Source organism: Sanguibacter sp. Leaf3 (assembly GCF_001425965.1).
GTDB lineage: Bacteria > Actinomycetota > Actinomycetes > Actinomycetales > Cellulomonadaceae > Sanguibacter > Sanguibacter inulinus.
The window spans coordinates 575,407-601,591 of record NZ_LMRH01000002.1; the positions used below are offsets into that span (position 1 = coordinate 575,407).

Annotated in this window: 21 protein-coding genes; 12 read left to right on the plus strand and 9 right to left on the minus strand. The window is 71.3% G+C overall.

Translation table 11 applies throughout. From position 1 onward, the window contains the following. Nucleotides 1–89 precede the first annotated feature (89 nt). Together ASG53_RS09980 and ASG53_RS09985 are read right to left on the minus strand one after the other, a co-directional pair. Complete coding sequence (locus tag ASG53_RS09980) at nucleotides 90–1,064, minus strand: aminoglycoside phosphotransferase family protein (RefSeq protein ID WP_056132246.1); 975 nt, start codon at nucleotides 1,062–1,064, stop codon at nucleotides 90–92. Next, on the minus strand, nucleotides 1,057–1,830 hold the full coding sequence (locus tag ASG53_RS09985) for a type 1 glutamine amidotransferase (protein ID WP_056132249.1): 774 nt from the start codon (nucleotides 1,828–1,830) through the stop codon (nucleotides 1,057–1,059). Before ASG53_RS09985 ends, ASG53_RS09980 begins: the two co-directional genes overlap by 8 nt. Nucleotides 1,831–1,977: 147 nt before the next feature. Here ASG53_RS09985 and ASG53_RS09990 point away from each other — a divergent pair, with 147 nt between their 5' ends. The 4 genes from ASG53_RS09990 to ASG53_RS10005 all read left to right on the plus strand — a co-directional run bounded on the left by ASG53_RS09990 (nucleotide 1,978) and on the right by ASG53_RS10005 (nucleotide 7,441). Next, complete coding sequence (locus tag ASG53_RS09990; protein WP_056132253.1) at nucleotides 1,978–3,207, plus strand: alpha/beta hydrolase; 1,230 nt, start codon at nucleotides 1,978–1,980, stop codon at nucleotides 3,205–3,207. 123 nt (nucleotides 3,208–3,330) lie between these two features. Further along, on the plus strand, nucleotides 3,331–5,019 hold the full coding sequence (locus ASG53_RS09995; RefSeq protein WP_056132255.1) for a bifunctional lysylphosphatidylglycerol flippase/synthetase MprF: 1,689 nt from the start codon (nucleotides 3,331–3,333) through the stop codon (nucleotides 5,017–5,019). After that, on the plus strand, nucleotides 5,016–5,858 hold the full coding sequence (locus ASG53_RS10000) for a hypothetical protein (protein WP_056132258.1): 843 nt from the start codon (nucleotides 5,016–5,018) through the stop codon (nucleotides 5,856–5,858). Before ASG53_RS09995 ends, ASG53_RS10000 begins: the two co-directional genes overlap by 4 nt. A gap of 179 nt (nucleotides 5,859–6,037) precedes the next feature. Continuing rightward, a complete protein-coding gene (locus ASG53_RS10005; RefSeq protein ID WP_056132261.1) occupies nucleotides 6,038–7,441 on the plus strand; it encodes a glutamate decarboxylase in 1,404 nt (467 codons plus the stop codon). A gap of 103 nt (nucleotides 7,442–7,544) precedes the next feature. Here ASG53_RS10005 and ASG53_RS10010 read toward each other — a convergent pair whose 3' ends face one another. Both ASG53_RS10010 and ASG53_RS10015 read right to left on the minus strand, forming a co-directional pair. Then, the gene (locus ASG53_RS10010; RefSeq protein WP_056132265.1) at nucleotides 7,545–8,255 is read right to left on the minus strand and encodes an NUDIX hydrolase; all 711 of its coding nucleotides are present in this window, start codon (nucleotides 8,253–8,255) and stop codon (nucleotides 7,545–7,547) included. Continuing rightward, on the minus strand, nucleotides 8,252–9,706 hold the full coding sequence (locus tag ASG53_RS10015; protein ID WP_056132268.1) for a GuaB1 family IMP dehydrogenase-related protein: 1,455 nt from the start codon (nucleotides 9,704–9,706) through the stop codon (nucleotides 8,252–8,254). The genes ASG53_RS10010 and ASG53_RS10015 overlap by 4 nt, the downstream gene beginning before the upstream one ends. 196 nt (nucleotides 9,707–9,902) lie before the next feature. Between ASG53_RS10015 and dxs the strand changes: the two genes are divergently transcribed. The 8 genes from dxs to ASG53_RS10055 all read left to right on the plus strand — a co-directional run bounded on the left by dxs (nucleotide 9,903) and on the right by ASG53_RS10055 (nucleotide 19,240). Beyond that, nucleotides 9,903–11,795, plus strand: a complete 1,893-nt coding sequence (gene dxs, locus ASG53_RS10020; protein ID WP_056134044.1) for a 1-deoxy-D-xylulose-5-phosphate synthase — start codon at nucleotides 9,903–9,905, stop codon at nucleotides 11,793–11,795. Nucleotides 11,796–12,038: 243 nt separating this feature from the next. Next, entirely contained in the window at nucleotides 12,039–12,890 is an 852-nt protein-coding gene (locus ASG53_RS10025) for a DUF4397 domain-containing protein (RefSeq protein WP_056132270.1), read from the plus strand. Nucleotides 12,891–12,904: 14 nt separating this feature from the next. Beyond that, nucleotides 12,905–13,645, plus strand: a complete 741-nt coding sequence (locus ASG53_RS10030) for a class F sortase (protein WP_056132273.1) — start codon at nucleotides 12,905–12,907, stop codon at nucleotides 13,643–13,645. A gap of 107 nt (nucleotides 13,646–13,752) precedes the next feature. After that, on the plus strand, nucleotides 13,753–14,322 hold the full coding sequence (locus tag ASG53_RS10035; protein WP_056132276.1) for an RNA polymerase sigma factor: 570 nt from the start codon (nucleotides 13,753–13,755) through the stop codon (nucleotides 14,320–14,322). Further along, nucleotides 14,303–15,091 carry an anti-sigma factor gene (locus ASG53_RS10040; RefSeq protein ID WP_056132278.1) on the plus strand — a complete coding sequence of 263 codons (789 nt, stop codon included), beginning with the start codon at nucleotides 14,303–14,305 and terminating at the stop codon, nucleotides 15,089–15,091. Before ASG53_RS10035 ends, ASG53_RS10040 begins: the two co-directional genes overlap by 20 nt. A gap of 202 nt (nucleotides 15,092–15,293) precedes the next feature. Continuing rightward, nucleotides 15,294–17,573, plus strand: coding sequence for a formate C-acetyltransferase (gene pflB / locus ASG53_RS10045; protein WP_056132281.1), 2,280 nt, complete (start codon nucleotides 15,294–15,296; stop codon nucleotides 17,571–17,573). 188 nt (nucleotides 17,574–17,761) lie between these two features. Beyond that, the gene (gene pflA, locus ASG53_RS10050) at nucleotides 17,762–18,637 is read left to right on the plus strand and encodes a pyruvate formate-lyase-activating protein (protein ID WP_056134047.1); all 876 of its coding nucleotides are present in this window, start codon (nucleotides 17,762–17,764) and stop codon (nucleotides 18,635–18,637) included. A gap of 219 nt (nucleotides 18,638–18,856) precedes the next feature. Continuing rightward, on the plus strand, nucleotides 18,857–19,240 hold the full coding sequence (locus ASG53_RS10055) for a VOC family protein (protein ID WP_056132283.1): 384 nt from the start codon (nucleotides 18,857–18,859) through the stop codon (nucleotides 19,238–19,240). Nucleotides 19,241–19,401: 161 nt separating this feature from the next. Here ASG53_RS10055 and ASG53_RS10060 read toward each other — a convergent pair whose 3' ends face one another. The 5 genes from ASG53_RS10060 to ASG53_RS10080 form a co-directional block, all read right to left on the minus strand. Then, nucleotides 19,402–21,591, minus strand: a complete 2,190-nt coding sequence (locus ASG53_RS10060; RefSeq protein WP_082543961.1) for a 3-hydroxyacyl-CoA dehydrogenase NAD-binding domain-containing protein — start codon at nucleotides 21,589–21,591, stop codon at nucleotides 19,402–19,404. A gap of 9 nt (nucleotides 21,592–21,600) precedes the next feature. Continuing rightward, entirely contained in the window at nucleotides 21,601–22,845 is a 1,245-nt protein-coding gene (locus tag ASG53_RS10065; protein WP_056132286.1) for a thiolase family protein, read from the minus strand. Between the two features lie 107 nt (nucleotides 22,846–22,952). After that, the gene (locus ASG53_RS10070; RefSeq protein WP_056132289.1) at nucleotides 22,953–23,756 is read right to left on the minus strand and encodes a carbon-nitrogen hydrolase family protein; all 804 of its coding nucleotides are present in this window, start codon (nucleotides 23,754–23,756) and stop codon (nucleotides 22,953–22,955) included. 38 nt (nucleotides 23,757–23,794) lie between these two features. Then, nucleotides 23,795–24,811, minus strand: a complete 1,017-nt coding sequence (locus ASG53_RS10075; RefSeq protein ID WP_056132292.1) for a lipid II:glycine glycyltransferase FemX — start codon at nucleotides 24,809–24,811, stop codon at nucleotides 23,795–23,797. A 16-nt stretch (nucleotides 24,812–24,827) separates the two neighbouring features. Further along, nucleotides 24,828–26,153, minus strand: a complete 1,326-nt coding sequence (locus ASG53_RS10080; RefSeq protein ID WP_082543962.1) for an HRDC domain-containing protein — start codon at nucleotides 26,151–26,153, stop codon at nucleotides 24,828–24,830. Nucleotides 26,154–26,185: the final 32 nt, after the last annotated feature.

Genomic DNA, 26,185 nt, shown 5'->3' on the forward strand with positions numbered 1-26,185 from the left:
GGCGACGGAGGCGGTCCATCTGCCGCGCTGCGCTGCGGTCCCACGTCGTGCCGCGCCGCGCACCAGCCCCGGCCGGCCGCCCCAGGCGGTCAGTCGTCCTGGAGCAGCTCGTCGGCGACCCGCGCACCGAGCGCGGCGAAGGTCGGGTCGTCGTCGCTGTGCGCGAGCAGCGCGGTCCCCATCGCGACGGCCCAGCCGCGCGCGCGGCCCCAGAGTGCCTCTCGGGCGCGGAGGGCCTCAGGCGACCGACCCTGGTGCGGGAGGTCGCCGCTGGCCCCGTCGTCCCACGCTCTCTCGACGGCCGCCACGAACCGCTCCCGCCCGGCGCGGTCGAAGACGAGCCAGGCCGCGGCGAGGTCGCACGCGGGGTCACCCGAGGTCATGTCCCCGAAGTCGACCACGGCTCGCAGGCTCACCTCACCCGCCGGCTCGTCGGAGACCACGAGGTTGAAGGGGTGCGGGTCGCCGTGCAGCCACAGCGGCGGTCCGCCCCATGCGGGGGCGTCGAGCCCTGCCTCCCAGACGGCGGTAAGCCCGGCGACGCGGGGGTGGTCGACGCGCGACAGCCGTTCACGCACCGCGTCGTCGCGCTCCTCGAGCGGGCCGCCGCGGACCTCGTTGACCGGTGCGTCCGCCGGGGCGGCCAAGTGCAGCGCGCCGAAGAAGGCAGCCAGCGGCTCCGCGACACCCTGCAGCCGGGCGCGGTCGACCGTGCCGGCGGCCGTGCCGTCGATCCACGGCACGACGCTCCAGTGCCACGGGTAGCCTGCGCCGGGGACGCCCGCGACGACCGGCGCGGGGACCAGCACGTCGAGACGCTCTGCGAGACGAGGGAGCCACCGCTGCTCGTTGACGAGCAGACGTGCCCCGACCGCGCGCCGCGGGACCCGGACCGCCAGTGAGGTCCCCAGTCGGAGCATCACGTTGTCCCACCCCTCGGAGACGACCTCGAGGCTCAGGTCGGCCGTCGGGCCGGCACCGGGCAGGGTGGGGCACTGCTCGTCGAGCAGCCGCCGGACCAGCGTGGTGTCGACGACGACCTCGGCGGCCGGGCGGTCAGCCACCCGCGTGCGTCACGCTGTCGCGACGGGCCCGGACCTCGTCGGCGAAGGCACCGAAGACCACGAGGGCGCGCGGGACGAGGCTCGTCAGCCGCACGGCTGCGTCGGCGCGCATCGTGTCGGCGACGCCCGGCGCGAGCTCGGCAGCCATCTCGGGGGTCGCGAGCCACTCGTCGAGGTGCGCCCCGTCGATCTCGAGGTGGAACTGGAGCCCGACGGCACTGCCTGACCTGAAGGCCTGCACGGGGGTGAGGGGTGTCGAGGCGAGGACTGTCGCGCCCGGAGGAGCGGTGACGGCGTCTGCGTGCCAGTGCAGCACCTCCGGGTCGGGCGAGGCGTCGACCGTCAGCGGGTACAGGTACGCGTCCCGCAGGCCCGCGCCGGTGAGCGAGACCGGCGCGACACCGATCTCCTCGCCGTGCGCTGTGAGCAGGTCGCCACCGAGGGCGACGGCGAGCAGCTGCATCCCGAGGCAGATCCCGAGGACCGGGACACCAGCGGCCGTCGCGTCGGCGAGCAGCCTGCGCTCGGCGGAGAGCCCAGGGTGCGCCGTGTCGTCCAGCGCTCCCATGCCTCCTCCCATGACGACCAGGCCGGCGAGCGACCGGGCGTCGGGGAGCTCAGGTGCCGCGTCGTCGAGGACGGTCACCGAACGCCAGGCGATGCTGCGCTCGTCGAGGGCGCGGCCCACGAGGCCGGGCCCTTCCCACGCGGCGTGCTGGATGACCAGGACGGCGGGCGACGGGTCAGGGACAGGAATGGTGCTCATGCGACGGACGGTCGAGGTGTGAGGGGCATGGGACCAGGCTAAGCGGTCCCAGGCGCCTGTCTGCAGCCTCTCGGCTCACGTCCAGGTCTGCGGGGGACGATCTAGGCTCGTCATGAAGAGCCACAGGCTCGTGAGGAGCGTCGTCGGGTGGACGGTCAGGTCGCTGCAGGTGCTGCTGGTCCCGCTGTCGTGGGCCCCCCTGTCCCGACCGACGCGATCTCGTCGTGGTGGACCGTCGCGGTGCTGGGCGTCGTCGCTGTGGTCGCGGTCGTGCTCGCGGTCCGCCGTCGCGTCCGGCACAGGCGCACGACCCGTGCGGCTCTGGTCGACGCCGCGCCAGCCGCGCCCACGGACGCACCGCAGGTCCGGCGCCCCCGCACCTGGCACCTCCTCCTGGCGGGGGCCTGCGCGCTCCTGCTCGCCGTCGGTGTCGGTGTCAACACGTGGGTCGGGTACATCCCGACGGTCGACGCTCTTGCGATCCACCTCGGCCTCGGCCCACGGCTCGAGGTGCCTGCGGTCCGGGCAGCCCCTGTCCCGGGCGCGACCGTCGCGACGATCTCTGCAGACCCGCCGACGGGGACAGGTGCCTTCGGCGCTGTGAAGATCGCGGCGCCTGCCGACCTCCGTGTCGACCCGAGCGACACCTGGATCTACACGCCCCCGGGCTTCGACCCCTCGGGCAAGACCCTGTACCCGCTCGTGGTGCTCGTCCACGGTTCCCCTGGAGGGTCCGCCGACTGGTTCGGTGCAGGCCTCCCGGCGGTCCTCGACTCTCTCATCACCTCGGGGAAGATCCGACCCATGATCGTCGTCGCCCCGGACATGAACGGCCGTGGCCAGAGCGAGGTCTCCTGCCTCGACTCGACCCGCGGCGGCTCCCAGACCGAGACCTACCTGCGTGACGTCGTGCTCCCGTGGGTCGACCAGCGCTACCCCGTCGCGACCGGGCGGGAGTACCAGGCGATCGGGGGCATGTCCGCAGGGGCGTACTGCGCCCTCGACCAAGGGTTGCGGCACTCTGCGGACTTCGGGACGATCCTCGCGATCATGCCCTACGGCGATCCCGGGGACATGCGAGGTGCCGGCCTCTCGACGGACGCTGAGGTCGCTGCCCACAGCCCGAGCGACTACGTCAGCACGATCGACCTGACCGATCCCACAGCCGTCTTCCTCGACTACGGCGCCACCGACACCGACGCCCAGGTGCCCGCGACGGCTCAGGACCTCGCACGACGGCTCGAGGCACGCGGACAGCCCGTCGAGCTGCGGACCGAACCAGGGCTGGGCCACAGCTGGGTCACCGCGATGACAGCCGTGCCCTACGGCCTCGAGCTCTTCGAGCAGCAGATGACGGCAGCCGAGCACGCGCTGTAGGTTGAGCGCCCGGTGGGCCAGGTGCCGACGAGCCGACCAGCGACCAGCCGGGCGGCGGGCACAGATCGGCCCAGCACGGCACGGCACAGACACAGCACGACTCGACCACGGGGACGGACGCAGATGTCAGCGAGCAGCAACGGGATCCTCCTGCCTCGGCGCGGGCCCAGCCCCGTCGAGGCGCACCGGCGGCGGGTCGAGACCCGGGTCCTGGCCTCGCGGGTGGTCGTCGTCCTCGCCGTCCTCGGACTGGTGTCCGCGGTCGCCCACGGCCTGCGGCGCGTCTTCAGCCCCGTCGCCGACCTCGTCCCCGGTCTCACCGAGGCGACAGCCCGCCCGACGCTCCTGCTCGTCTCGATCGCCCTGCTCATCACGGCGCGCGGCCTGCGCAAGGGGCACAGGCTCTCATGGGTCCTCGCTCTCGGGGTTTTGGCGCTGTCGGCCGTGCTCCACCTGCTCAAGGGCGTCGACGTCTTCGAGACCCTCGTCCTCCTCGCCGCCCTCGTCTGGCTCGCCTCGCGGTGGAGCGCGTTCCCCGTGCTGCCGACCCGTCGGGCCGTGCGCCGGGCCGCGTGGGTCACCGGTCTGTCGACAGCAGGCCTCGCCGGAGCCGTGGCCCTCGTCGCGACCCTCGTGCCCGAGCACTCCGGCCGGGCCCGGGCCGAAGAGCTCGGGAGCATCGTGCACCCCGTCTCCTTCGCGCTCACGCTCGTCTTCGTCGTGACGATGCTCTGGGCGCTCACCTCACCCCGGGACGCCGTGCGCCTGAGCCCGGCAGACCACGTCAAGGAGCGTGAGCACGCCCGGCACGTCGTGGAGCGCCACGGGGGAGGGACCCTCGACTACTTCGCGCTCCGTGACGACAAAGACTGGTTCTTCGTCGCCGACTCTGTCGTCGCCTTCTCCGTCCGGGGCGGCGTGTGCCTCGTCTCGCCCGACCCGATCGGACCCGCCGACGAGCGTGAGCTGGTGTGGGCCGAGTTCCTCAGCATGGCGTCGTCGAACGGCTGGTCCGTGGCGGTCGTCGCCGCGAGCGCCGACTGGCTCCCTGTCTACGAGGCGAGCGGCCTGCACGTCGTGTACTTCGGCGACGAGGCCGTCGTGGACTGCCCGACCTTCACCCTGGCGGGCAGCGCGCACAAGTCGCTGCGCCAGGCTGTCAACAGGGTCGAGCGCGCCGGCTACACCACGACCTTCCACGACCCGGCGACCCTCGACGCCGACCTGCGCACCGCGATCTCCGAGATGGCCGAGGAGTCCCGCCGGGGCGAGGACGAGCGCGGATTCTCCATGACCCTGTCTCGCCTCTTCGACCCCGCCGACACCGGTCTCATGCTCTCCGTCACCCGCTCCGCCGAAGGGCGGGTCGACGCCTTCTGCCAGTGGGTACCCGCAGCCGCCGTCGACGGCTGGTCGCTCGACGTCATGCGCCGGCGCCTCGACACCGACGACATCCCCAACGGGCTCGTCGACACGACCATCGTGCACACAGTCACCGAGCTCGTCCGGCGCGGCGAGCGTGGGCTCGGCCTCAACTTCGCGGTCATGCGCGAGGTGCTCGAGTCCGACGACAGCGCGTCCAGGCTGGACCAGGTGACCAGGCCCCTGCTGCAGAGGCTCTCGCGCGGCACCCAGATGGAGACCCTCGGCAAGTTCAACGACAAGTTCGAGCCCACCTGGGTGCCCCGCTACGTGGTCCTCGACTCCGCCGAGCTGATCGCGACGCAGGCCGTCGTGCTCGCAGGCGCCGAGGGGGTCACCGAGATCCCCGTCATCGGGCGCTTCCTCGGTGCTGTGGGCACCGCGCGATGATCCTCTCCCTCGCGGCCGCCCTGGCCGCCGCCGTCGGCTACGGCGTCAGCACGATCATGCAGGCCGTCGCCACCCGCAGCACCCACGGCCTCGCAGCCGTCACCACGCCCCTCGTGGTCGCCGCCCTCCTCGTCGACGGCCTCGCGTGGCTGCTCTCCCTCGTCGCCCTCGACAGGCTGCCGCTCTTCCTGGTGCAGGCGGTCCTCGCCGGTTCCGTGGTGGTCGTCGTGCTGCTCGCCCGCTGGTTCCTCGGAGCCCGCCTGCGCAGGGTCGACGTCGTGGCTGTGGTCGCCGTCGTCCTCGCGCTCGTCGTCATCGGCGCAGCAGGCGGCGAGCAGCCCGCGACAGCCCCACCCGCAGGCTTCGTGGCCGTGCTCGTCACGGGCAGCGTGCTGCTCGCCCTCGCCACGGTGCCGCTCTACAGGTCGGGGTCCTCCAGGGCGCTCTCCGTCGCCGCGGGGCTGGGGTACTCGGTGGCCGCGCTCGGAGCCCGCACGGCGCACGCAGCCGACGACCTGCTCGGCACGGTCCTGCAGCCCGTCGCCGTGGCAGTCGTGCTCGGTGGCGTGGTCGGTGCCGTCGCCTACCTGCGGGCCCTCGAGCAGGGCAGCGTCGGCGGGACAGCAGCGACCGTGTCGGTGCTCGAGGTGGTTGTCCCCGGCGGCATCGGCGTCGCTGTCCTCGGCGACGTCGTCCGTGACGGCTGGGCTGTGCCGGCGGTCCTCGCGCTCGCGGTCGCCCTCGCCGCGTGCGTCGTGCTCGCGACCAGCCCGGCCAACAGTGCTGCCGAGGGCCAGGACGCGGCTCGTCCGGGAGACGGGGCGCCCGCGAGCGTGTGACGTGGCGGGTCGTGCGGGCGTCGACCGCTTGCTGCAACCTCCGCAGAGGTCGAGACTCGGAGACGACGCACTCTCGGCCAGCAGGCTGGGCGACGACCTCAGTCGTGGCTCGTCCGTCAGTGTCTTCCGGGGGAGCATCGCCTGTGCGCGCTGCCGACACATCCCGAGGAGAGACGACGATGTCCCCTGAAGACCAGCACCACCACCGTGACCACCACAGCGACCACGTGAGCGTCAACCCGCTCTTCGCCCGGCCGGGGGAAGACTCGGTCGCCTCGAAGTACCACCTCGAGGACGACGGCATGCTGCCTGAGACGGCTTACCAGATCGTGCACGACGAGACCATGCTCGATGGCAACGCACGGCTCAACCTCGCGACCTTCGTGAGCACCTGGATGGACCCGCACGCCGAGAAGCTCTACGCCGAGTCCTTCGACAAGAACATGATCGACAAGGACGAGTACCCGCAGACCGCCGCGATCGAGACCTACGGGTGGCGGATCCTCGCCGACCTGTGGAACGCACCCGATCCGGAGAAGGCCCTCGGGACCTCGACGGTCGGCTCCTCCGAGGCCTGCATGCTGGCCGGCCTCGCCTTCAAGCGGCGGTGGCAGCACGCTCGTCGCGCCGCTGGTCGCCCGACCGACAGGCCGAACCTCGTGATGAGCTCGGCGGTCCAGGTGTGCTGGGAGAAGTTCTGCAACTACTGGGACGTCGAGGCGCGCTACGTGCCCATCACCGAGGAGCACAAGACGCTCGACGGTCACGACCTCGCCTCCTACGTCGACGAGAACACGATCGGCGTCGTGGCGATCCTCGGCGTCACGTACACGGGGATGTACGAGCCCGTCGAGAAGATCTCGGCGGCCCTCGACGTCATCCAGGCCAGCACCGGGCTCGACGTGCCGATCCACGTCGACGGTGCCTCTGGGGCGATGATCGCGCCGTTCCTCCAGCCTGACCTCGTGTGGGACTTCCGGCTGCCGCGCGTCCACTCCGTCAGCACCTCGGGCCACAAGTACGGACTCGTGTACCCAGGCCTCGGCTGGGTCGTCTGGCGTTCGGCCGAGTACCTGCCCGAGGACCTCGTGTTCAGGGTCAGCTATCTCGGCGGCGAGATGCCGACCTTCGCGCTCAACTTCTCTCGGCCCGGCGCGCAGGTGCTGCTGCAGTTCTACCTGTTCCTGCGGCTCGGCCGCAGCGGCTACACGGCAGTCCAGCAGGCGGCCCAGGACGTCGCGCTGTACCTCTCCTCGGGGATCGCCAAGATCCCGGCCTTCGAGCTGTGGAACGACGGCTCCGACATCCCTGTCTTCGCCTGGCGGCTGCGCGAGGGGCACACGGAGAGCTGGACGCTCTACGACCTCTCGGACCGGCTGCGCGCCCGAGGGTGGCTCGTCCCGGCCTATCCGATGCCCGACTCGCTGAGCAACCTCACGGTCCAGCGGATCGTCGTGCGCAACGGCATGAGCATGGATCTCGCCGCCTCGCTCCTCGAGGTCGTCGAGGAGGAGACAGCCGCCCTCGACAGGCTGCCCGGGCCGCTGCCGCACGTCGTGGAGAAGTCTGCCTTCCACCACTAGGCGAGAGACCGCACGGGGAGCAGGGCGACGTCACGCTCACAGGGCTGGGCGAGGAGGGAGACGCCGCCGTCGCCCGTCTCCCGGCGGTGGGACCGGCGCCGCGTCAGACGGGGACGTCGAGCACGCGCTGCTCCCACGGGCGGGTCCAGCCGAGGCCGTCGAGCACCCTGTCGAGCACGATGCCCGTGAAGCCCCACACCAGGCGTCCGTCGACGAGGAAGGCCGGGCTGTCGAGGGAGCGGCCGCCGCGGCTCACCCGGGCGAGGCGACGGTTCGCGGGGTCGAGGAGGTCGTCGACCGAGACCTTGAACACGGCGGCGGACTCGCCCGCGTCGACCACGCCGACGGCCGACGGACGCGCCCACCAGGCCAGCACCGGTGTCACGACGTGGTTGCTCACGGGGAGCGGCAGACCGCCGAGCGTGCCGACGACGTCGACGCCGGAGCGGTCGAGGCCCGTCTCCTCGACGGCCTCGCGGAGGGCGGCGTCCACAGGGCCGTCGTCCTCGGGGTCGAGGCGACCGCCCGGGAAGGCGATCTGGCCAGGGTGGTGGTTGAGCGAGGCCGCACGCTCCACGAGGAGCACGTCGAGGGCGCGGTCCGCACCACCGGTCGGCCGCTCGCCGAGCAGGACGAGCACAGCCGCCGGCCGGCTCACGGCCGGCGGCGTCCTGCTGGTCGGACGGTCGTGGAGCGTCGCGCGCTCACCGGGCACCGGGCCTGTGCGCCAGCCCCAGTCGACCCCGGCCCGGACGAGCGTGCCGAGCGCGGTCCGGACGGGGTGCGCCGGACCGGCCCCGTCGGGCTCCGTCACCAGCCTGCGGGGAGCGGACGGCCCTCTTCGTAGCCGGCCGCGGACTGGATGCCGACCACGGCGCGCTCTGCGAACTCGGCGAGGCTCGTGGCGCCCGCGTAGGTGCACGACGACCGCAGGCCCGAGGTGATCTCGTCGATGAGGTCCTCGACCCCGGGACGCTTCGGGTCGATGTACATGCGCGAGGACGAGATGCCCTCCTCGAACAGGGACTTGCGGGCCCTGTCGAAGGGCGAGCCACCGGCGGTGCGGGCGGCGACGGCTCGCGCCGAGGCCATGCCGAAGCTCTCCTTGTACAGGCGGCCGCTGCCGTCGTCGTGCAGGTCGCCGGGGCTCTCGTGGGTACCGGCGAACCAGGACCCGATCATCACCTGCGAGGCACCGGCGGCCAGGGCCAGCGCGACGTCGCGAGGGTGGCGGACCCCGCCGTCGGCCCAGACGTGCTTGCCGAGCTCGGTGGCCTTGGCGGCGCACTCGAGGACCGCGGAGAACTGCGGGCGACCGACGCCCGTCATCATGCGGGTGGTGCACATCGCGCCCGGGCCCACACCGACCTTGATGATGTCGGCGCCAGCCTCGATGAGGTCTTCGACGCCCTGGGCGGTCACGATGTTCCCCGCCACCACGGGGACCTTCGGGGAGACGGACCGCACGGCCTTGAGGGCGGAGATCATCTTGGACTGGTGCCCGTGCGCGGTGTCGACGACCAGGACGTCGACACCGGCTGCGAGCAGCTCTTCGGTCTTCGAGGCGACGTCCCCGTTGATGCCGACGGCTGCCGCGACGCGCAGCCGGCCCGAGCCGTCGAGCGCGGGGTCGTAGATGCTCGAGCGGAGCGCACCCACCCGGGTGAGGACGCCGACCAGGCGCCCGTCGCGGACCACCGGGGCGAGCTTGCGGCGCGACTCGTGCAGCTGGTCGAAGGCGCGGCGCAGACCGTCGGCGCCCGCGGCCTCGAGGACGCCGGCGTCGATCGACGTCGGGTTCGCGGACATGACCTGGTGGACCTGCGTGAAGCGGTCGACGCCCGTGCAGTCGGAGGCGGTGATGACACCGACGGGGCGGTCGCCGTCGACGACGACCGCGGCGCCGTGCGCGCGCTTGCCGATGAGGGTGAGCGCTGTGTGGACGGTGTCGGTCGGGGAGACCACGACGGGTGTCTCGACGACGGGATCCTTCGCCTTGACGCTCGCGACCACGTCGGCGACGACGTCGGTCGGGATGTCCTGGGGGATCACGGTGATGCCACCGCGGCGGGCCGTCGTCTCGGCCATGCGTCGCCCGGCGACGGCAGTCATGTTGGCGACGACGAGCGGGATGGTCGTGCCGGTCCCGTCGGTGCTCGAGAGGTCGACGTCGAAGCGGGAGGTGACCTCGGACCGGCCGGGGACGAGGAACACGTCTCCGTAGGTGAGGTCGGTCGTGGGTGTCTGTCCGTCCAAGAAGCGCATGGGTCCAGTGTACGAAGGTGCGGGGACGTGACGGGACTGTGTGAGCATGGCGACACTCTGCGACCTTCCGGGCATCTCGCCCGCGCCCAGGCGGTGCTCGCGCGCGCACGCTTATAGAGTGGTTCACCGTGCATCCGCACGACGACGGCGTGTGCGGGCCCTGCGGGCGCAGCGCACGCAGCAAGGAGGAATGGCCATGGCAGTCCTGGAGACCATCACGTCGCCGGCAGACCTCCGTCGGCTGAGCCCGGCGCAGCTCGAACAGCTCTCCGCCGAGATCCGGACGTTCCTGGTCCAGTCGGTCTCGCGCACAGGCGGGCACCTCGGACCGAACCTCGGCGTCGTCGAGCTCACAGTCGCGATGCACCGCGTCTTCGCCTCGCCCAAGGACTCCTTCGTCTTCGACACGGGCCACCAGTCCTACGTGCACAAGCTGCTGACAGGCCGCCAGAACTTCGGCGACCTGCGCCGCCGCGAGGGCCTCTCGGGCTACCCGAGCCGGGCCGAGTCCGTGCACGACATCGTCGAGAACTCCCACGCCTCGACAGCGCTCAGCTGGGCCGACGGCATCGCCAAGGCCAACGTGGTCCGTGGGCTCGACGACCGCCACGTGGTCGCCGTGATGGGCGACGGCGCCCTGACCGGCGGGATGGCCTGGGAGGCCCTCAACAACATCGCCGACGGTCACGACCGCCGTCTCGTCCTCGTCGTCAACGACAACGGCCGCTCCTACGCGCCGACCATCGGCGGCATGGCGCACCACCTCGACACGCTGCGCACCACCCAGGGCTACGAGAGCATGCTCTCGTGGGGTCGACGCACGCTGCGCCGCTCGGGCCCTCCCGGTCGCGTCGCCTACGACGCGCTGCACGGCCTGAAGAAGGGCATCAAGGACGTCGTCGCACCCCAGGGCATGTTCGAGGACCTGGGCATCAAGTACATCGGCCCGGTCGACGGGCACGACGTCGAGGCCGTCGAGCGCGCCCTGACGAGCGCGAAGTCCTTCGGTGCCCCGGTGCTCGTGCACGTCATCACCGAGAAGGGCCGCGGCTACAGCCCGGCCGAGCAGGACGTCGCAGACCGCTTCCACGCCGTCGGCCAGATCCACCCGGAGACCGGACTACCTGTCGCGCCCTCGCGCTTCGGGTGGACGAAGGTCTTCGCCGACGAGATCGTCTCGATCGGCCGCGCCCGGCCCGACGTGGTCGCGATCACCGCGGCGATGCTCGCCCCGGTCGGGCTGGCGCCCTTCGAGAAGGCCTTCCCGCACCGCACCTTCGACGTGGGCATCGCCGAGCAGCACGCCGCGACGAGCGCCGCCGGGATGGCCTTCGCGGGCCTGCACCCCGTCGTCGCGCTCTACGCGACCTTCCTCAACCGGGCCTTCGACCAGGTCCTCATGGACGTGGCGCTGCACAAGGCCGGAGTGACCTTCGTCCTCGACCGTGCGGGGATCACCGGCGACGACGGTGCGAGCCACAACGGCATGTGGGACATGGCGATGCTGCGCATCGTGCCGGGCGTCCACCTCGCCGCCCCGCGCGACGAGGCAACCCTGCGCGCGGCCCTGCGCGCCGCAGTCGACGTCGACGACGCCCCGAGCGTCGTGCGCTACCCGAAGGGCTCCGTCGGCGACCCGATCCCGGCCCTCGACACGACCGACGGGGTCGACGTCATCGGGCGCGAGACCCAGCCCGCGTCGGCCGACGGTGTCGCGGCCCGCAAGGTGCTCGTCGTGGGGATCGGCTCGATGGCCACGACAGCCCTCGAGGTGAGCTCGATCTTGTCCGCCCACGGCCTGGACACGACAGTCGCCTCGCCGACCTGGGTCCTCCCGATGCCGTCGATGCTCGTCAAGATGACGGGGGAGCACGATCTCGTCGTGACGATCGAGGACGGTCTCGCCGAGGGCGGGATCGGTGCGCTGCTCGGCGAGCGGGCCGCGCAGGCGGGGGTGCGCACACCCGTGCACACCGTGGGTCTGCCGTCCGCCTTCCTCGACCACGCGACCCGCGACCAGATCGTCACGGCGAACAGGCTCACCGCTCCTGACATCGCCCGGGACGTGCTGGACCTGCTGGCCCGCTGACTGCCCTCCCGGCCGTCGTGACGGCCGGGAGCTGCCGGTCAGGCCGTGCGCCAGGGCACCCGCGACGCTACCGACAGGTGCGTCGACGGTGAGGGCACGGTCTGTCGTGCCCGGAGCCTGCGGAGAACTTTCTTGGCCCGAGGTGCATCCGTGGGCGCCCGCGCGGGAGAACTACAGGTGTCAGAAGGAACACCGGAGCTCCCCACGCCACCCCGCTGGGGACGTTCGACATCTGGAGTACTCATGCGAGCTCGAGACCGCGTCATCACCTCAGTGGCTGTCGCCGCACTGACCGCCGGAGGAGCTGGACTCCTCGTGGCCCCCGCACAGGCCCAGACCGAGGGTGCAGACGCCTCCCTGTCTGTGCTGCACGGTGTCCCTGGGCTCACCGTCGACGTCTGGGTCAACGGCGAGCGGACCCTGGACGACTTCGAGCCCGGCACCCTCGCCGGCCCCCTCGACCTCCCCGCCGGCACCTACAGCGTCGCCATCACGGCGGCCGACGCTGTCGACGCGAGCGCACCGGCCATCGGCCCCGTCGACCTCCCGCTCGCCGCCGGGACGAGCTACACGGCTGTCGCCCACCTCGACGCTGCGGGAACCCCGACCGCCACGCTCTTCACCAACGACACCTCGACCACGGCGGCCGGAGAGGGACGCCTCACCGTGCGCCACGTCGCCGCCGCGCCGGCTGTCGACGTCCTCGCAGGGGGCACAGCCGTGATCAGCGGGCTCGAGAACCCCGCAGAGCAGGTCCTCGACCTCCCGGCCTCGACGCTGTCGGTCGCCGTGGCAGCAGCCGGTACGACGGAGCCGGTCCTCGGCCCTGTCGACGTGACCGTCGCCGAAGGGGTCAACACCATCGCGTACGCCTACGGCAGCCTGGCGGACGGCACCCTCGCGCTCGCGACGCAGACCGTCGACGGCCTGCACTCGGCGCCGTCGGCCATCCAGGCCGGGGAGGTCGGGCTGGCGGCGACAGGATTCACCTCTGACGGCCCGTCGCCCTGGGTCGTGGTGAGCGCAGGACTGGTTCTCGTGGCCGCCGCCTCGGTGGTCCTCCTCACGGTCCGGCGCAGCCGGGCGCGCGTCTGAGCACCCGTCCCGCAATGCGTCTGACGCCCACGGGCGCCCACCCGGCGAGCAGCAGCAGGCTGCTGCTCGCCGGGTCGCTCGCGCTCCTGATCGTGATCTCCTCCGGCTGTGCCCGGCAGGTCGAGCCGCCCCCAGCCACGGCCGGGACGCAGGTCGTCGAGCCCTCGACGCCGGGCACGCCCACGACGCCCCCGGTGCCAGACGAGCCCCAGCCGTCACGACCCTCGTCACCGCGGGTGCCTGCTCCGGCACCGGACCCCGCTGACATCCCTGTCCGCCCCGCCGCAGACGCGCTCGCAGGCGAGCTCCCGAGACCAGTCAGGGTCGTCGTCGACGCGCTCGACATCGACATGGAGGTCGAGGCCCTCGGGGTCGCCCCCGACGGCACCATGGAGCTCCCGGAGACCGGGCTGCGGGCAGCCTGGTACAGGTACGGTTCCGCGCCGTCCAGCGCCGCCGGGGTGACGCTCCTGGCAGCTCATGCCGACACCCGGTCGACAGGTCTCGGTCCCTTCGCGAGGCTCGTGGACGCCGAGGTCGGCAGTGCTGTGGTCGTCACCGACGAGAGCGGCGAGGACGTCACCTACACGGTCACGGAGAGGGCCCAGGTGGCCAAGTCGGAGATCGCCCTCGACGACCTCTTCAGCAGGGAGGGGCCACGGCGTCTCGTGCTCGTCACCTGTGGTGGCGTCTTCGACCGAAGCACAGGACACTATGTGGACAACGTCGTCGTCACCGCTGTGCCGGCGTCGTGAGCGGGTCGTCCGGGCCGCTCACCTCGGTGGACGGTGGACTGCAAGGGCCCCGAGAGCAGCGAGAGCACCGTGCGTTCCGAGCGGATGGCGACCAGGGAGGGCTCAGGGTGGGTGACACGGTCGACCTGCACGCCGACGACCTCGCTGCTCGTTTCGCGGGCGGTGACGAGAGCGCTCTCGCCGACGCCTACGGTCGGTGGTCGTCCCTCGTGTACTCGGTCGCGCTCCGTTCCCTGGGGAGCGCCGCCGACGCCGAGGACGTGACGCAGCAGGTCTTCGTCGCCGCCTGGCGGGGGAGGGACGGCTACGACCCCGGGCGAGCACGGCTGTCGACCTGGGTGATGGGCATCGCCCGGTTCAAGATCGCCGACGCGCACGCCGCTGCGGCGCGCCACCGTACTGTCGTCGAGGCGACAGCCACCGCGATCCCCGAGGAGGTGACGACCGACCGCATGGCAGAGCAGACCACGCTGCGGCTCCTGGTCGCCGACGAGCTCGACAGGCTGGGGGAGCCTGCGGGGACGATCCTGCGGCTAGCCTTCTTCCGCGACCTCACGCACGTCCAGATCGCCGACGAGATGAGGCTGCCCCTGGGCACCGTCAAGAGTCACGTCCGACGCAGCCTGACGCGGTTGCGCACACGGTTGGAGGTGGACGGTGCAGCATCTCGACCCTGAGACCCTGGCGCTGCTCGCGCTCGGGGAGCACCCCGGCGACGTGTCGACAGACGCAGACCGGGCGCACCTGGACGCCTGCGCAGCCTGCAGCACCGAGCTCTCGGCGCTCTCGGAGGTGTCGCAGGTGGCCACCACGGTCACTGCCGCCGACGTCCTCGTGGCGCCGGGCGCTGCGGTGTGGCAGCGGATCCACGCCGAGCTCGGGCTCCGCGACGTCGGTCCTGAGAACCCGGTCCGCGAGCCTCTCGCGCCGCCCGTCGACGACGGGGACCGACGCCTGAGCGTCGTCCGGGACACCGCCCCGCCCACGAGCGCGCCCAGGCAGCGCAGGCTTTTGCCCTGGGTGTCGGCTGCCGCTGCTGCGGCGCTGGTCGTCGGAGTGGCTGGAGGAGTGTTCTGGGAGCGCCAGGAGTCGACCGGAGCCGAGGTCACGCTGGCCTCGGCGTCGCTCGACGCGCTGCCGGCCTGGCCCGACGCCTCCGGGCAGGCCAGGCTCGAAGAGTCGGCGGACGGGCTGCGGCAGGTGGTCGTCGACGTCGACGCAGCCGCGACCCCCGGTGGGTACCGCGAGGTCTGGTTGCTCGCCGACGACCTGAGCGGTCTGGTGAGTCTCGGTGTGCTCGAGGGGAACCAGGGCCGCTTCGACGTCCCCGCCGGCCTCGACGTCTCGCGCTTCTCGCTCGTGGACGTGTCTCAAGAGCCTCTCGACGGGGACCCCGGGCACTCCGGGGACTCGATCGTGCGCGGCGCTCTGGGAGCAGCGTCGTGAGAGCCTGGGTCCGGGGGTGAGGGGAAGCCCTGCGCAAGTGACCTTGGCCCTGTCTACCTCTGATCTGGACGCGCCCGGCTCGGTGTGACGCACGCCTCCCTCGGCCGATGGACCGAGGGCCTAAGGTCCCAAGTCGTCCTATGAATATCTCCATAGTCTGAGAGCACGATCAGAACGGTCGAGCAGGACGAAGGAGACGACGATGACTACAACCGCAGACGGCTCGGCCACGACGGCCGGTGCTACCGCTCCCGCAGCGTGGCGGACGTTCGAGACCGGGCCGTGGACGGAGTCCGTCGACGTCCGCGACTTCATGCAGCGCAACTACACCCCCTACGAGGGCGACGCCTCGTTCCTCGCGGGGCCCACAGCCAAGACGCTGGCCGTGTGGGACACCCTCGAGAAGGAGTACCTGTCGGTCGAGCGCGCCAAGCGCGTCTTCGACGTCGACACCCACATCCCCGCGGACGTGGACGCCTTCCCGGCCGGTTACATCAGCGCTGACGACGACGTCGTCGTCGGGCTGCAGACCGACGTCCCGCTCAAGCGCGCGATGATGCCGTACGGCGGCTGGCGCATGGTCGAGACCGCCATCAAGGAGGCCGGCCTCGAGCCCGACCCGCAGGTGAAGGAGATCTTCACCAAGTACCGCAAGACCCACAACGAGGGTGTCTTCGACATCTACACCCCGCGCATCCGTGCAGCCCGCTCGTCCCACATCATCACCGGCCTTCCCGACTCCTACGGCCGCGGCCGCATCATCGGCGACTACCGTCGTGTCGCGCTCTACGGCGTCGACTTCCTCATCTCCGAGAAGATGAAGGACAAGGACCTCGTCGCAGACCAGGGCTTCACCGAGAGCTGGGCGCGCTACCGCGAAGAGCACTCCGAGCAGATCAAGGCGCTCAAGAAGCTCAAGAACCTCGGCGAGCAGTACGGCTTCGACCTCGGTCGCCCGGCGGCCACGGCCAAGGAAGCCGTCCAGTGGACGTACTTCGGCTACCTCGCCGCCGTGAAGTCCCAGGACGGTGCGGCCATGAGCATCGGTCGCCTCTCCGCCTTCCTCGACACCTACGTCGAGCGTGACTTCGCCGAGGGCACCCTCACGGAGTCCGAGGCTCAGGAGCTCATCGACGCCCTGGTCATCAAGCTGCGCATCACGCGCTTCCTGCGGACCATCGACTACGACCAGATCTTCTCTGGCGACCCGTACTGGGCCACCTGGTCCGACGCCGGCTTCGGCGACGACGGCCGCACGCAGGTCACCAAGACCTCGTTCCGCCTGCTCCAGACGCTCCGCAACCTCGGTCCGGCTCCCGAGCCGAACATCACGATCTTCTGGCACGAAGACCTGCCCCAGGGCTACAAGGACTTCTGCGCCGCGATCTCGATCGAGACCTCGGCCATCCAGTACGAGTCCGACGCGCAGATCCGCCAGCACTGGGGTGACGACGCCGCGATCGCCTGCTGCGTGTCCCCGATGCGGGTCGGCAAGCAGATGCAGTTCTTCGGGGCCCGCGTCAACGCTGCCAAGAGCCTGCTTTACGCGGTCAACGGTGGGCGCGACGAGATGAGCGGCAAGCAGATCGTCACAGGCTTCGAGGGCATCACCTCCGACGAGCCGCTCAGCTACGACGAGGTGTGGGCGAAGTACGACGCCATGCTCGACTGGGTCGTCCAGACCTACGTCGAGGCGCTCAACATCATCCACTACAGCCACGACAAGTACGCCTACGAGTCGATCGAGATGGCGCTCCACGACTCCGAGATCGTGCGCACGATGGGCTGCGGCATCGCCGGCCTGTCGATCGTCACCGACAGCCTGTCGGCCATCAAGTACGCGACGGTCACCCCGGTCCGCGACGAGACCGGTCTTGTCGTCGACTACATCACCGAGGGCGACTTCCCCGTCTACGGCAACGACGACGACAAGGCCGACGAGATCGCCCAGCTGGTCGTCAAGACAGTCATGGACAAGATCCGGGCGCTGCCGCTCTACCGCGACGCCGTCCCGACCCAGTCCGTCCTGACGATCACGTCCAACGTGGTCTACGGCAAGGCGACCGGCAGCTTCCCCTCCGGTCACCGCAAGGGCGAGCCCTTCTCCCCGGGGGCCAACCCCGAGAACGGCATGGACACGCACGGTATGGTCGCCTCCATGCTCTCGGTGGGCAAGCTCGACTACAACGACGCGCTCGACGGCATCTCGCTGACGAACACGATCACCCCCTCCGGCCTCGGCCGGAACAAGGAGGAGCAGGTCGGCAACCTCGTCGGCATCCTGGACGCCGGGATGACCGAGGGCCTCTTCCACGCGAACATCAACGTCCTCAACAGGGAGACCCTCGAGGACGCGATCGAGAACCCGGAGAACTACCCCAACCTCACGGTCCGGGTCTCCGGCTACGCGGTGAACTTCGTCAAGCTGACGCGCGAGCAGCAGATGGACGTCTTGGCCCGCACGTTCCACCAGTCGGCGTGAGCCGCCACCTCCGCCCGCGGAGGTGACCCGACGGCGGCGGCTGCTCGAGACGAGCGGCCGCCGCCGGACACACCAGGCTCCGCGCCAGCGGCGCGGACCACCGGACAGCCGTCCACCCTTCGAAGGGACGCACCATGAGCACCCAGACCACCGGCGAGGCAGTCGGGAGCGCGCAGCAGGTTCCAGGGATGCGGGGCGTCCAGGCAGCGGGACCCGCAGAGTCGACCTTCGACAAAGACTTCGAGGCCCCGGAGCGCAGGACCGTCGGCGCAGGAACCGAAGGTCTGGCGATCTCGGGTGCGAGCCACGGCGACAGGCTCACCCAGATGCGAGAAGGAACTCTCGGGTCGATCCACTCCTGGGAGCTCGTGACGGCGGTCGACGGGCCCGGTACCCGGATGACGGTCTTCTTCGCAGGGTGCCCTCTGCGCTGCCTCTACTGCCACAACCCCGACACCTTCAAGATGAAGGACGGGGAGTCTGTCACCTCCGACGAGCTGCTGCGACGGATCCGGCGTTACAGGGCCCTGTTCCGCGCGACAGGCGGCGGGCTGACGATCTCCGGCGGCGAGGTGCTCATGCAGCCGGCCTTCGCCGCGACGATCCTCAAGGGCGCCAAGGCTGAAGGCATCCACACCACGATCGACACCTCCGGGTACCTCGGTGCGTCGTGCACCGACGAGATGCTCGAGAACATCGACCTCGTCCTGCTCGACGTGAAGTCGGGTGACGAGGCGACCTACAAGAGGGTCACCGGGCGTGAGCTCCAGCCGACCCTCGACTTCGGTCGGCGGCTGGCCGCCAAGGACATCGAGATCTGGCTGAGGTTCGTCCTCGTCCCGGGGCTGACCGACGACGTCGAGAACGTCGAGAAGGTCGCGCAGTACGCTGCCACGCTGTCGTCCGTCTCCCGCGTGGAGGTGCTTCCCTTCCACCAGATGGGGCTGGACAAGTGGAAGACGCTCGGGCTGAAGTACGAGCTCGCCGACGCCGAACCGCCGAGCAAAGAGCTGCTCGAGCGGGTGCGCGACCAGTTCCGCAGCAAGGGTCTGACCGTCTACTGACCCGCGGTCGCCGTCAGCAGGTCCTGCTGACCCGACCCGTTCCGCCAACCTGACTCGTCCCGCTGGCCCGACCCGTCTCGCCGACCCGACCCGACCTGCTGGCCGAGCCGGGCACGAGCACGCGGTACCGCTCAGAGGATGCTGCGGTGTCTGGTCAGGCAGAGCTGGGGAGAGTCGCGCCCGAGGTGCCCGTGAGCTCGGGCGGTGCCAGAGTGGAGCATGGCAATCACACAGATCCAGCTCTTCTCGGTCCCCGTCTCCGACCAGGACCGTTCGCGCGACTTCTACCGTGACGTCCTCGGTTTCCAGGTCCTCGGCGACCGCCAGCTGACCCCCGAGATGCGGTGGCTCCAGCTGGCTCCGCCCCGCGGAGACACGAGCATCACCCTCGTCACGTGGTTCCCGACGATGCAGCCGGGGGACCTCAAGGGCATCGTCGTCGAGACCGACGACCTCGACGGCGACGTCACCAGGCTCACGGAGGCGGGTGTGACCTTCACCAGCGGGATCGACGAGCAGCCGTGGGGACGCTTCGCCACCTTCGACGACCCTGACGGCAACGGCATCGTCCTGCAGCACACGACGAACCGGGTGCTCATCTGAGCAAGCCCACCACCTCACGAGCCCGCCACATCACGAGCCCACTTCCTCCCGGGCTCACGGGCACTCGAGTCACGAGCCACGAGCCCTGACTCCTGAGCTCACTGACGTGCAGAGGGACCCCGGCACCCGCCGGGGTCCCTCTGCACGTCAGCCGTCTGCGGTCAGGCAGGCACGTTCGCGACACCGTCCGGGAGCAGGCGTCGCCCGAGGACAGCCTCAGAAGCCCCCGAGCGGTCGAGGTACGGCGTGATCCCGCCTGCGCTGAAGGGCCAGCCAGCACCGAGGATCATGCAGAGGTCGATCTGCGACGGCTCGGAGACGACCCCCTCGTCGAGCATCAGCCCGACCTCGCGGGCGAGGGATCGCAGCACGGCGTCGAGGACCCCGGCCTCGTCGAGGGTATCGGCAGCGCGCGCCGGGTCGCGCACGCTGTCGAAGACCGCCTGGAGCGCCGGGTCGACCGAGGCGGGAACACCGCGGGCGGGGGACGGCAGGACGACAGGGATCGACTCGGAGACGATCTTCTCCAGTCCCGGTGACGCCGGGAACCTGTCTCCCAGGTCCTCACGCAGCGACGTGAGGACGTGCAGACCGACCGCCGGCCCGACGAGGTCGAAGAGCGCGAACGGCCCCATCGGCAGCCCGAGCGGGCGCAGCGCCCTGTCGGCCACCTCGACCGGTGTCCCCGACTCGACAGCACCGACGATCTCGCCGAGCAGCAGGACGAGCAACCTGTTGACGACAAAACCTGGCCTGTCCCGCACGAGGACCGCGGTCTTGCGGAGCGTCTTCGCGACGGCGAAGGCCGTGGCGACTGCCTCGTCGGAGGACTCCTCCGCGCGGACGACCTCGACCAGGGGCATCTGGGCGACAGGGTTGAAGAAGTGCAGCCCGACGACCCGCTCGGGATGCTGGAGGTCTGCGGCCATCTTCGTCACCGAGAGGGCTGAGGTGTTCGTCACGAGGATCGCCTCGGCGGAGACCACGCCCTCGAGCTCGGCGAAGACCCGCTTCTTGAGGTCGAGCACCTCGGTGATCGCCTCGACGACAAGATCGCAGCCGGCGAGCTCGCCTAGGTCTGTCGTCCCACGGACGCCCGCCGAGATCGCGGTGGCCTTGTCGGCAGGCATGCGCCCGGTCGACACCAGCTTCTCGACGGTGCTGCGCACGTGGTCCAGCCCGTGCTGCACCCGTGCGTCGTCGAGGTCGCGCATCACGACGGGGACACCGAGCCGCTGGGCGAAGAGCAGCGCGAGCTGGGCGGCCATGAGTCCCGCACCGACGATGCCGACCCGGGTCACGGGCCGGGCGAGGTCCTTCGACGGTGCACCGACGGGCTTCTTGCCGGCGTTGACGGTCTGGAAGGCGTAGACCGACGCCCGCATCTCGTCGCTCATGATGAGGTCGGCGAGGGCGTCGTCCTCCGCGGCGAAGGCGGACACCGGGTCGGCGTCGCGCGCGGTAGCCAGGAGGTCGAGCGCCCTGTACGGGGCTGGACGGGAGCCGTGCAGCACGGCGTCCAGCCGTTCGCGTGCGGCGTCGACCGTCGCCTGCCACTGCGCGGCCGGGGCGAGCGGCGGTCGCTCGACGGTGACCTCGCCACGCAGCACGGCGTCGGCCCACACGAGAGACTGCTCGAGGAAGTCCGCGGCGTCGAAGAGCGCGTCGGCGAGCCCGGTCTCGTAGGCCTGCGCACCTGTGAAGGGCTTGTTCGCTGCGGGGCGGGTGAGGATGACGTCGATCGCCTTCTCGATCCCGACGAGGCGCGGGACCCTGTAGCAGCCGCCCCAGCCGGGGACGAGGCCGAGCGAGGTCTCGGGCAGCGCGACGGCCGCGACGTCGGTCGCGACGGTGCGGTAGGTGCAGGCGAGCGCGAGCTCGAGGCCGCCGCCGAGGGCGACACCGTTGATGAAGGCGAAGGTCGGCACTGCCATGCGGTCGAGCAGGTCGTAGGCGGCGTGACCGGCCACCCCGAGGGCGTGCGCCGCATCGCGGTCGGACACGGAGCTCACGGCGGTCAGGTCGGCGCCGGCCGCGAGGACGAAGGGCTTCCCGGTCACCGCAGCCGCGACGATCTCGCCGCGGGCAGCCCGTCCGGAGACCGCAGAGAGAGTGTCGTGCAGCTCGGCGACGCCGAGCGGCCCGAGGGTCGAGGGCTTCGTGTGGTCGAGACCGTTGTCGAGGGTCACGAGGGCGAGGGTCCCGCCGCTCGGGAGCGTCACGTCGCGCACGAGAGAGTGCGTGACCCTCTCTGCGCGGGCCGCGGTGCCCGTCGTGGGCTGCGCGTCCGTGCCGGGGGTCGCGCTCGCAGAGTCGGCGCCGGGGGACTGGGTCGAGGTCGTTCCGGTCATGGTGTCTCCTCAGCTCTCGTGCGACGTGGTGGTGTGGCCTGAGTAGTCGGCGTGCTGCGGGTTCTCCCACACGACGGTGCCGCCCATGCCGAGACCGACGCACATGGTCGTGATCCCGTACCGCACGTCGGGGCGGGCGGCGAACTGCCGGGCGAGCTGCGTCATGAGCCGGACCCCGGACGCCGCGAGCGGGTGACCGACGGCGATGGCCCCGCCGTAGGGGTTGACCCGAGGGTCGTCGTCGGCGATGCCGAAGTGGTCGAGCAGGCTGAGCACCTGCACGGCGAAGGCCTCGTTCACCTCGATGATGCCGATGTCGTCCATGGTCAGACCGGCTGTCTGCAGCGCACGCTCGGTCGACGGGACGGGGCCGATGCCCATGATCTCGGGGGCGACGCCGGCGTAGGCGAAGGACACCAGGCGCATCCGGACGGGGAGCCCGAGCTCGGCGGCGGTGTCGCCCGCGGCGACGAGGCACATGGCGGCGCCGTCGGTGAGCGGTGAGGCGTTGCCCGCGGTGACCTTACCGCCGGGGCGGAAGGGGGTCTTGAGGTGCGCGAGGTCGGCGAGAGTGGTCCCGGGCCGGGCGAGCTCGTCGGCAGTCGCCAGACCCCAGCCGAGCTCGGGGGAGCGGACGGCGACGGGGACCAGGTCGGGGGCGATGTGACCGTCGGCGACAGCCGCCGCGTAGCGCTCCTGGCTCGCGACGGCGTACCTGTCGGCCCGTTCCTTGGTGAGCCCGGGGAACCTGTCGTGGAGGTTCTCGGCCGTCGAACCCATGACGAGCGCCGTCGGGTCGACGAGGCGCTCGGAGACGAACCTCGGGTTGGGGTCGGCGTCGAAGCCCATCGGGTGGTGACCCATGTGCTCGACCCCGCCGGCGATCGCGACGTCCTGCTGGCCGAAGCCGATCGCCGAGGCCGTGGCTGTCACGGCTGTCATCGCACCCGCGCACATCCGGTCCACGGCGAAGCCCGGGACAGACCTCGGCAGACCGGCCAGCACGGCGACGGACCTGCCGAGCGTCAGGCCCTGGTCGCCGGTCTGGGTCGTTGCGGCGATCGCGACCTCGTCGATCCGCTCGGGCGGCAGCCCAGGATGGCGGCGGACGAGCTCGCGGACCGACTTCACGGCGAGGTCGTCGGCTCGGGTGTGGGCGTAGAGGCCGTCGGGACGGGCCTTGCCGAAGGGGGTGCGCACCCCGTCGACGAAGACGACGTCACGGGCTGTAGGGCGACGAGCAGAGGTCGTCATCGGGAGACTCCTGACTGGTGGACGACGGTGTCCAGGGCCGGCGACGTGCCGGCGCGGTACATGCTACCGGCAGTCTCAGTCAGATGCAGGAGGTCGGCCCGGCGGGGTCAGAAGACGGGGACCGCAGGTGTCACCGCGGCCTCGACGGCCGAGGTCGGCACGACGAGGAGTGCCGCGTCGAGCGTGGCGAGCGTGAGACCCGTGCTCGTGCCGGCTGCGGCGATGCGCTCGCCGTCAGGAGCCCACGCACCGCTCGAGCCGCAGGCGAACCCCGCTCCGGTCGCACAGACATGGTTGGCGATCGCGGAGAACATCCGGTTGTCCATGGCCCGGGCCGCTCCGTGCACGTCGACCCGGCGTTCTTCGCCCTCGGTGTAGAGGGTCGAGCAGGTGTAGAGGTCGGCCCCGAGCCCGCGGGCGTGCGCCGCGTGGCTCGGGTGCGCGACGTCGAGGCAGACCGCGAGGGCTACCGCCCAGCCGTCGACGTCGACGGTCTCGGTCGCAGGGGAGCCAGGGGAGAAGAGGTCGTGCTCCTGACCGTGCAGGTGCTGCTTGCCCTGCGTGACCACGGAGCCGTCCGCGAGGCAGGCGAGCGCAGCCAGCTGGCGGGTCCCGTCGACCAGTACGAGGGCCGCCGTGAGCACGATGGTCACCCCCGTGTCGGCGACGGTCGCGCGCAGCGGCGCGAGCCGCGGGTCGTCGACAGTCAGCCAGAGGTCGTCGTCGCCGAGCAGGTCGAGCTCGTAGCCCGTGAGCGCGAGCTCGGGCAGCACGAGGAGGCGGGCGCCGAACTCGCGGGCCGCCTCGGTCGCTGCGACGACCGACGAGACGTTCGCCTCGATGTCGCCGGGGGCCGACTCTGCCTGGAGGAGGGCGACGGTCAGGTCTGGGAGCACGCGGTCCGTGGGCACGGAGGCAGCCTATGGTGCTGCGGTCGGTCCGCGCGAGGTCAGTGCGAGACTGAGCGCAAGACCTTCTTGGCTGTCGGCAGCGCACGGTTCCAGGTCGAGTACCAGAAGGAGAACGGCACGTCGATGCTGCCCACGAGCGTGTCGGTGTGCTGGGCGAAGCTCCGCTTGAAGTCGGAGATGCCGTCGTTGAGCAGACCGTTCATGTCGTAGCGGCTCAGGCCGCTGCGCTTGGCCTCCATCATCGACTCCCACTTGACGGGGGCGTTGGCCCGCAGCTTGCGGCCGCGGTCGTTGATCCCCCCGTAGAGCTCGAAGGAGGTGGTCGCCGAGCTGATGCACCAGACGAAGGCCACAGGCGACCCGTCGTCGTCGAAGGCGGCCACCACGACGGAGTGCTCACCGAGGAGCCTGTGGATGTCGAGGTAGTACTCGTCGGTGTGCAGGGCGAACCCGGCGCGTTCGGCGGTCTCGTGGTAGACGCCGAGGACGGCCTTGACGGTCTCCTCGTCGGTCACGCGCCGCACGTCCAGCCCGGACCGCCCGGCCTTGCGGATGTCGTAGCGCGTCGACTTCGACATGACGGCCTGGAGCTCGTCCTCGCTCTGCGTGAGGTCGACGATCAGCGTCTCGGGGTAGAGGATCGGGTTCTCGGCGACGCGTCCGCCGGTGATGTCGAGGGCGGCGTCGTCGGCGTCCCAGTCGGGCTCGAAGGTGATCCCGACGCCCCGGACGCTCGTGCGGCAGTGGTCCGCGACGGCGTCGCAGACCCGCGCGCGGTCGGCCTCGTGGACCACGACGGGTCCGCGGGCGACATAGCTGAGGGCGCGGAACACGCTCGGCAGGGGGCGCACGAGCACCTGGGCGAGCCCGACGGTGCGTGGCTCTCCGACCTCGCCGGCAGAGCCGTCCTGCTCGACGACCCGCAGACGCAGGGCGCGCCAGCCGTGCGCGGCCTTGAGCTCGCCCCAGCCCCAGAGCTGGAGGGGGTGGCCGCCGAGGGCGAGGACCTCCTCGTCCCAGGTGGGCTGGTCGGTGACGACGTCGATGCTGAGCATTCCTGAGACCCTACCGTCAGGCAGAGGCTGCGGGGGCCTGCGGCGGGGCGACCTTCGCCTCGGTGAGCGCTGTCGCGAGCGGTCCCGCGAGCAGGTCGGTCTGCCAGGCGCGGGCACCGCGTCCGCGCAAGAACTCTGTCACCGTCTCAGGGGTGATGGGCTCCGGGGGTGTCCAGCAGAGACGTCGCAGCGCGTCCGGCTGCAGCAGGTTCTCGACCGGGATGTGGTGCTCCTCACCCATGCGGGTGACGAGGTCGCGGGCGGCATCGAGGCGTGCGGCGGCGAGGGGGTCACGGTCGACCCAGGCGCGCGGGGACGGCGGGGCGTCCGAGCGTGGACCGTGGAGGGTCGGGAGCTCGGACTGGGGGAGAGCCAGCGCCCTGTCGATCGCCGACTGCCAGAGCACGGCGCGACGCTGGGTGCCCTTGCCCGAGAACGCCGGCAGGGCGGTCAGCGCAGGGACGGTGCGCGGCATGGCCTGGGCTGCGGCGACGATCGCGCGGTCGGGCAGCACCCGGCCCGGGGCGACGTCACGCTTGCGGGCGTTCTCGTCCCGGGTGGTCCAGAGCTCACGCACGACGGCGAGCTGGCGGGCCTGACGCAGCGTGTGGCTCCCGGAGACGCGGCGCCACGGATCGACGCGTGGCGCCGCAGGAGCGGCGAGGCGCACGGCCTCGAACTCCTGTCGCGCCCACTCGGTCTTGCCGGCGGCCTCGAGACGCTCGGCCATGCGGTCGCGGAGCTCGACGAGCACCTCGACGTCGAGGGCCGCGTACAGCAACCAGGCCTCGGGGAGCGGGCGGGTCGACCAGTCGACGGCCGAGTGCTCCTTGGCGAGCCCCAGCCCGAGGACCTCGGCCACGACGGCTGCCAGGCCGACCCGCTCCATGCCGAGGATGCGGGCGGCGAGCTCGGTGTCGAAGATCGCCGACGGGACGAGATTCTGCTCGGCGAGGCCCGGCAGGTCCTGCGAGGCGGCGTGCAGCACCCACTCGACCCCGTCGAGGGCCTCGCTCAGCGACGAGAGGTCGGGCAGCGCGACAGGGTCGATCAGGATCGTCCCAGCGCCCTCGCGGCGCATCTGGACCAGATACGTCGCCTGCCCGTACCTGTAGCCCGACGCGCGCTCGGCGTCGACGGCCACAGGACCGGTGCCGGCCGCGAAGGCGGTGACGGCGCGCGCGAGCCCGGAGGGGCTGTCGAGGACGCGGGGCACGCCGTCGGCCGGTGCTGTCAGCGGGGTCACCTCAGGGGTGGTCTGGGCAGAGCCCTGCGGGTCGTCTGTCGGCGCTGCTCCTGTCGTCGGGGAGCCCGGCTCTCCGACGGGTGCTGTCGAGGTCATGAGACAACGGTATTGCGTCGTGGGACCGGCAC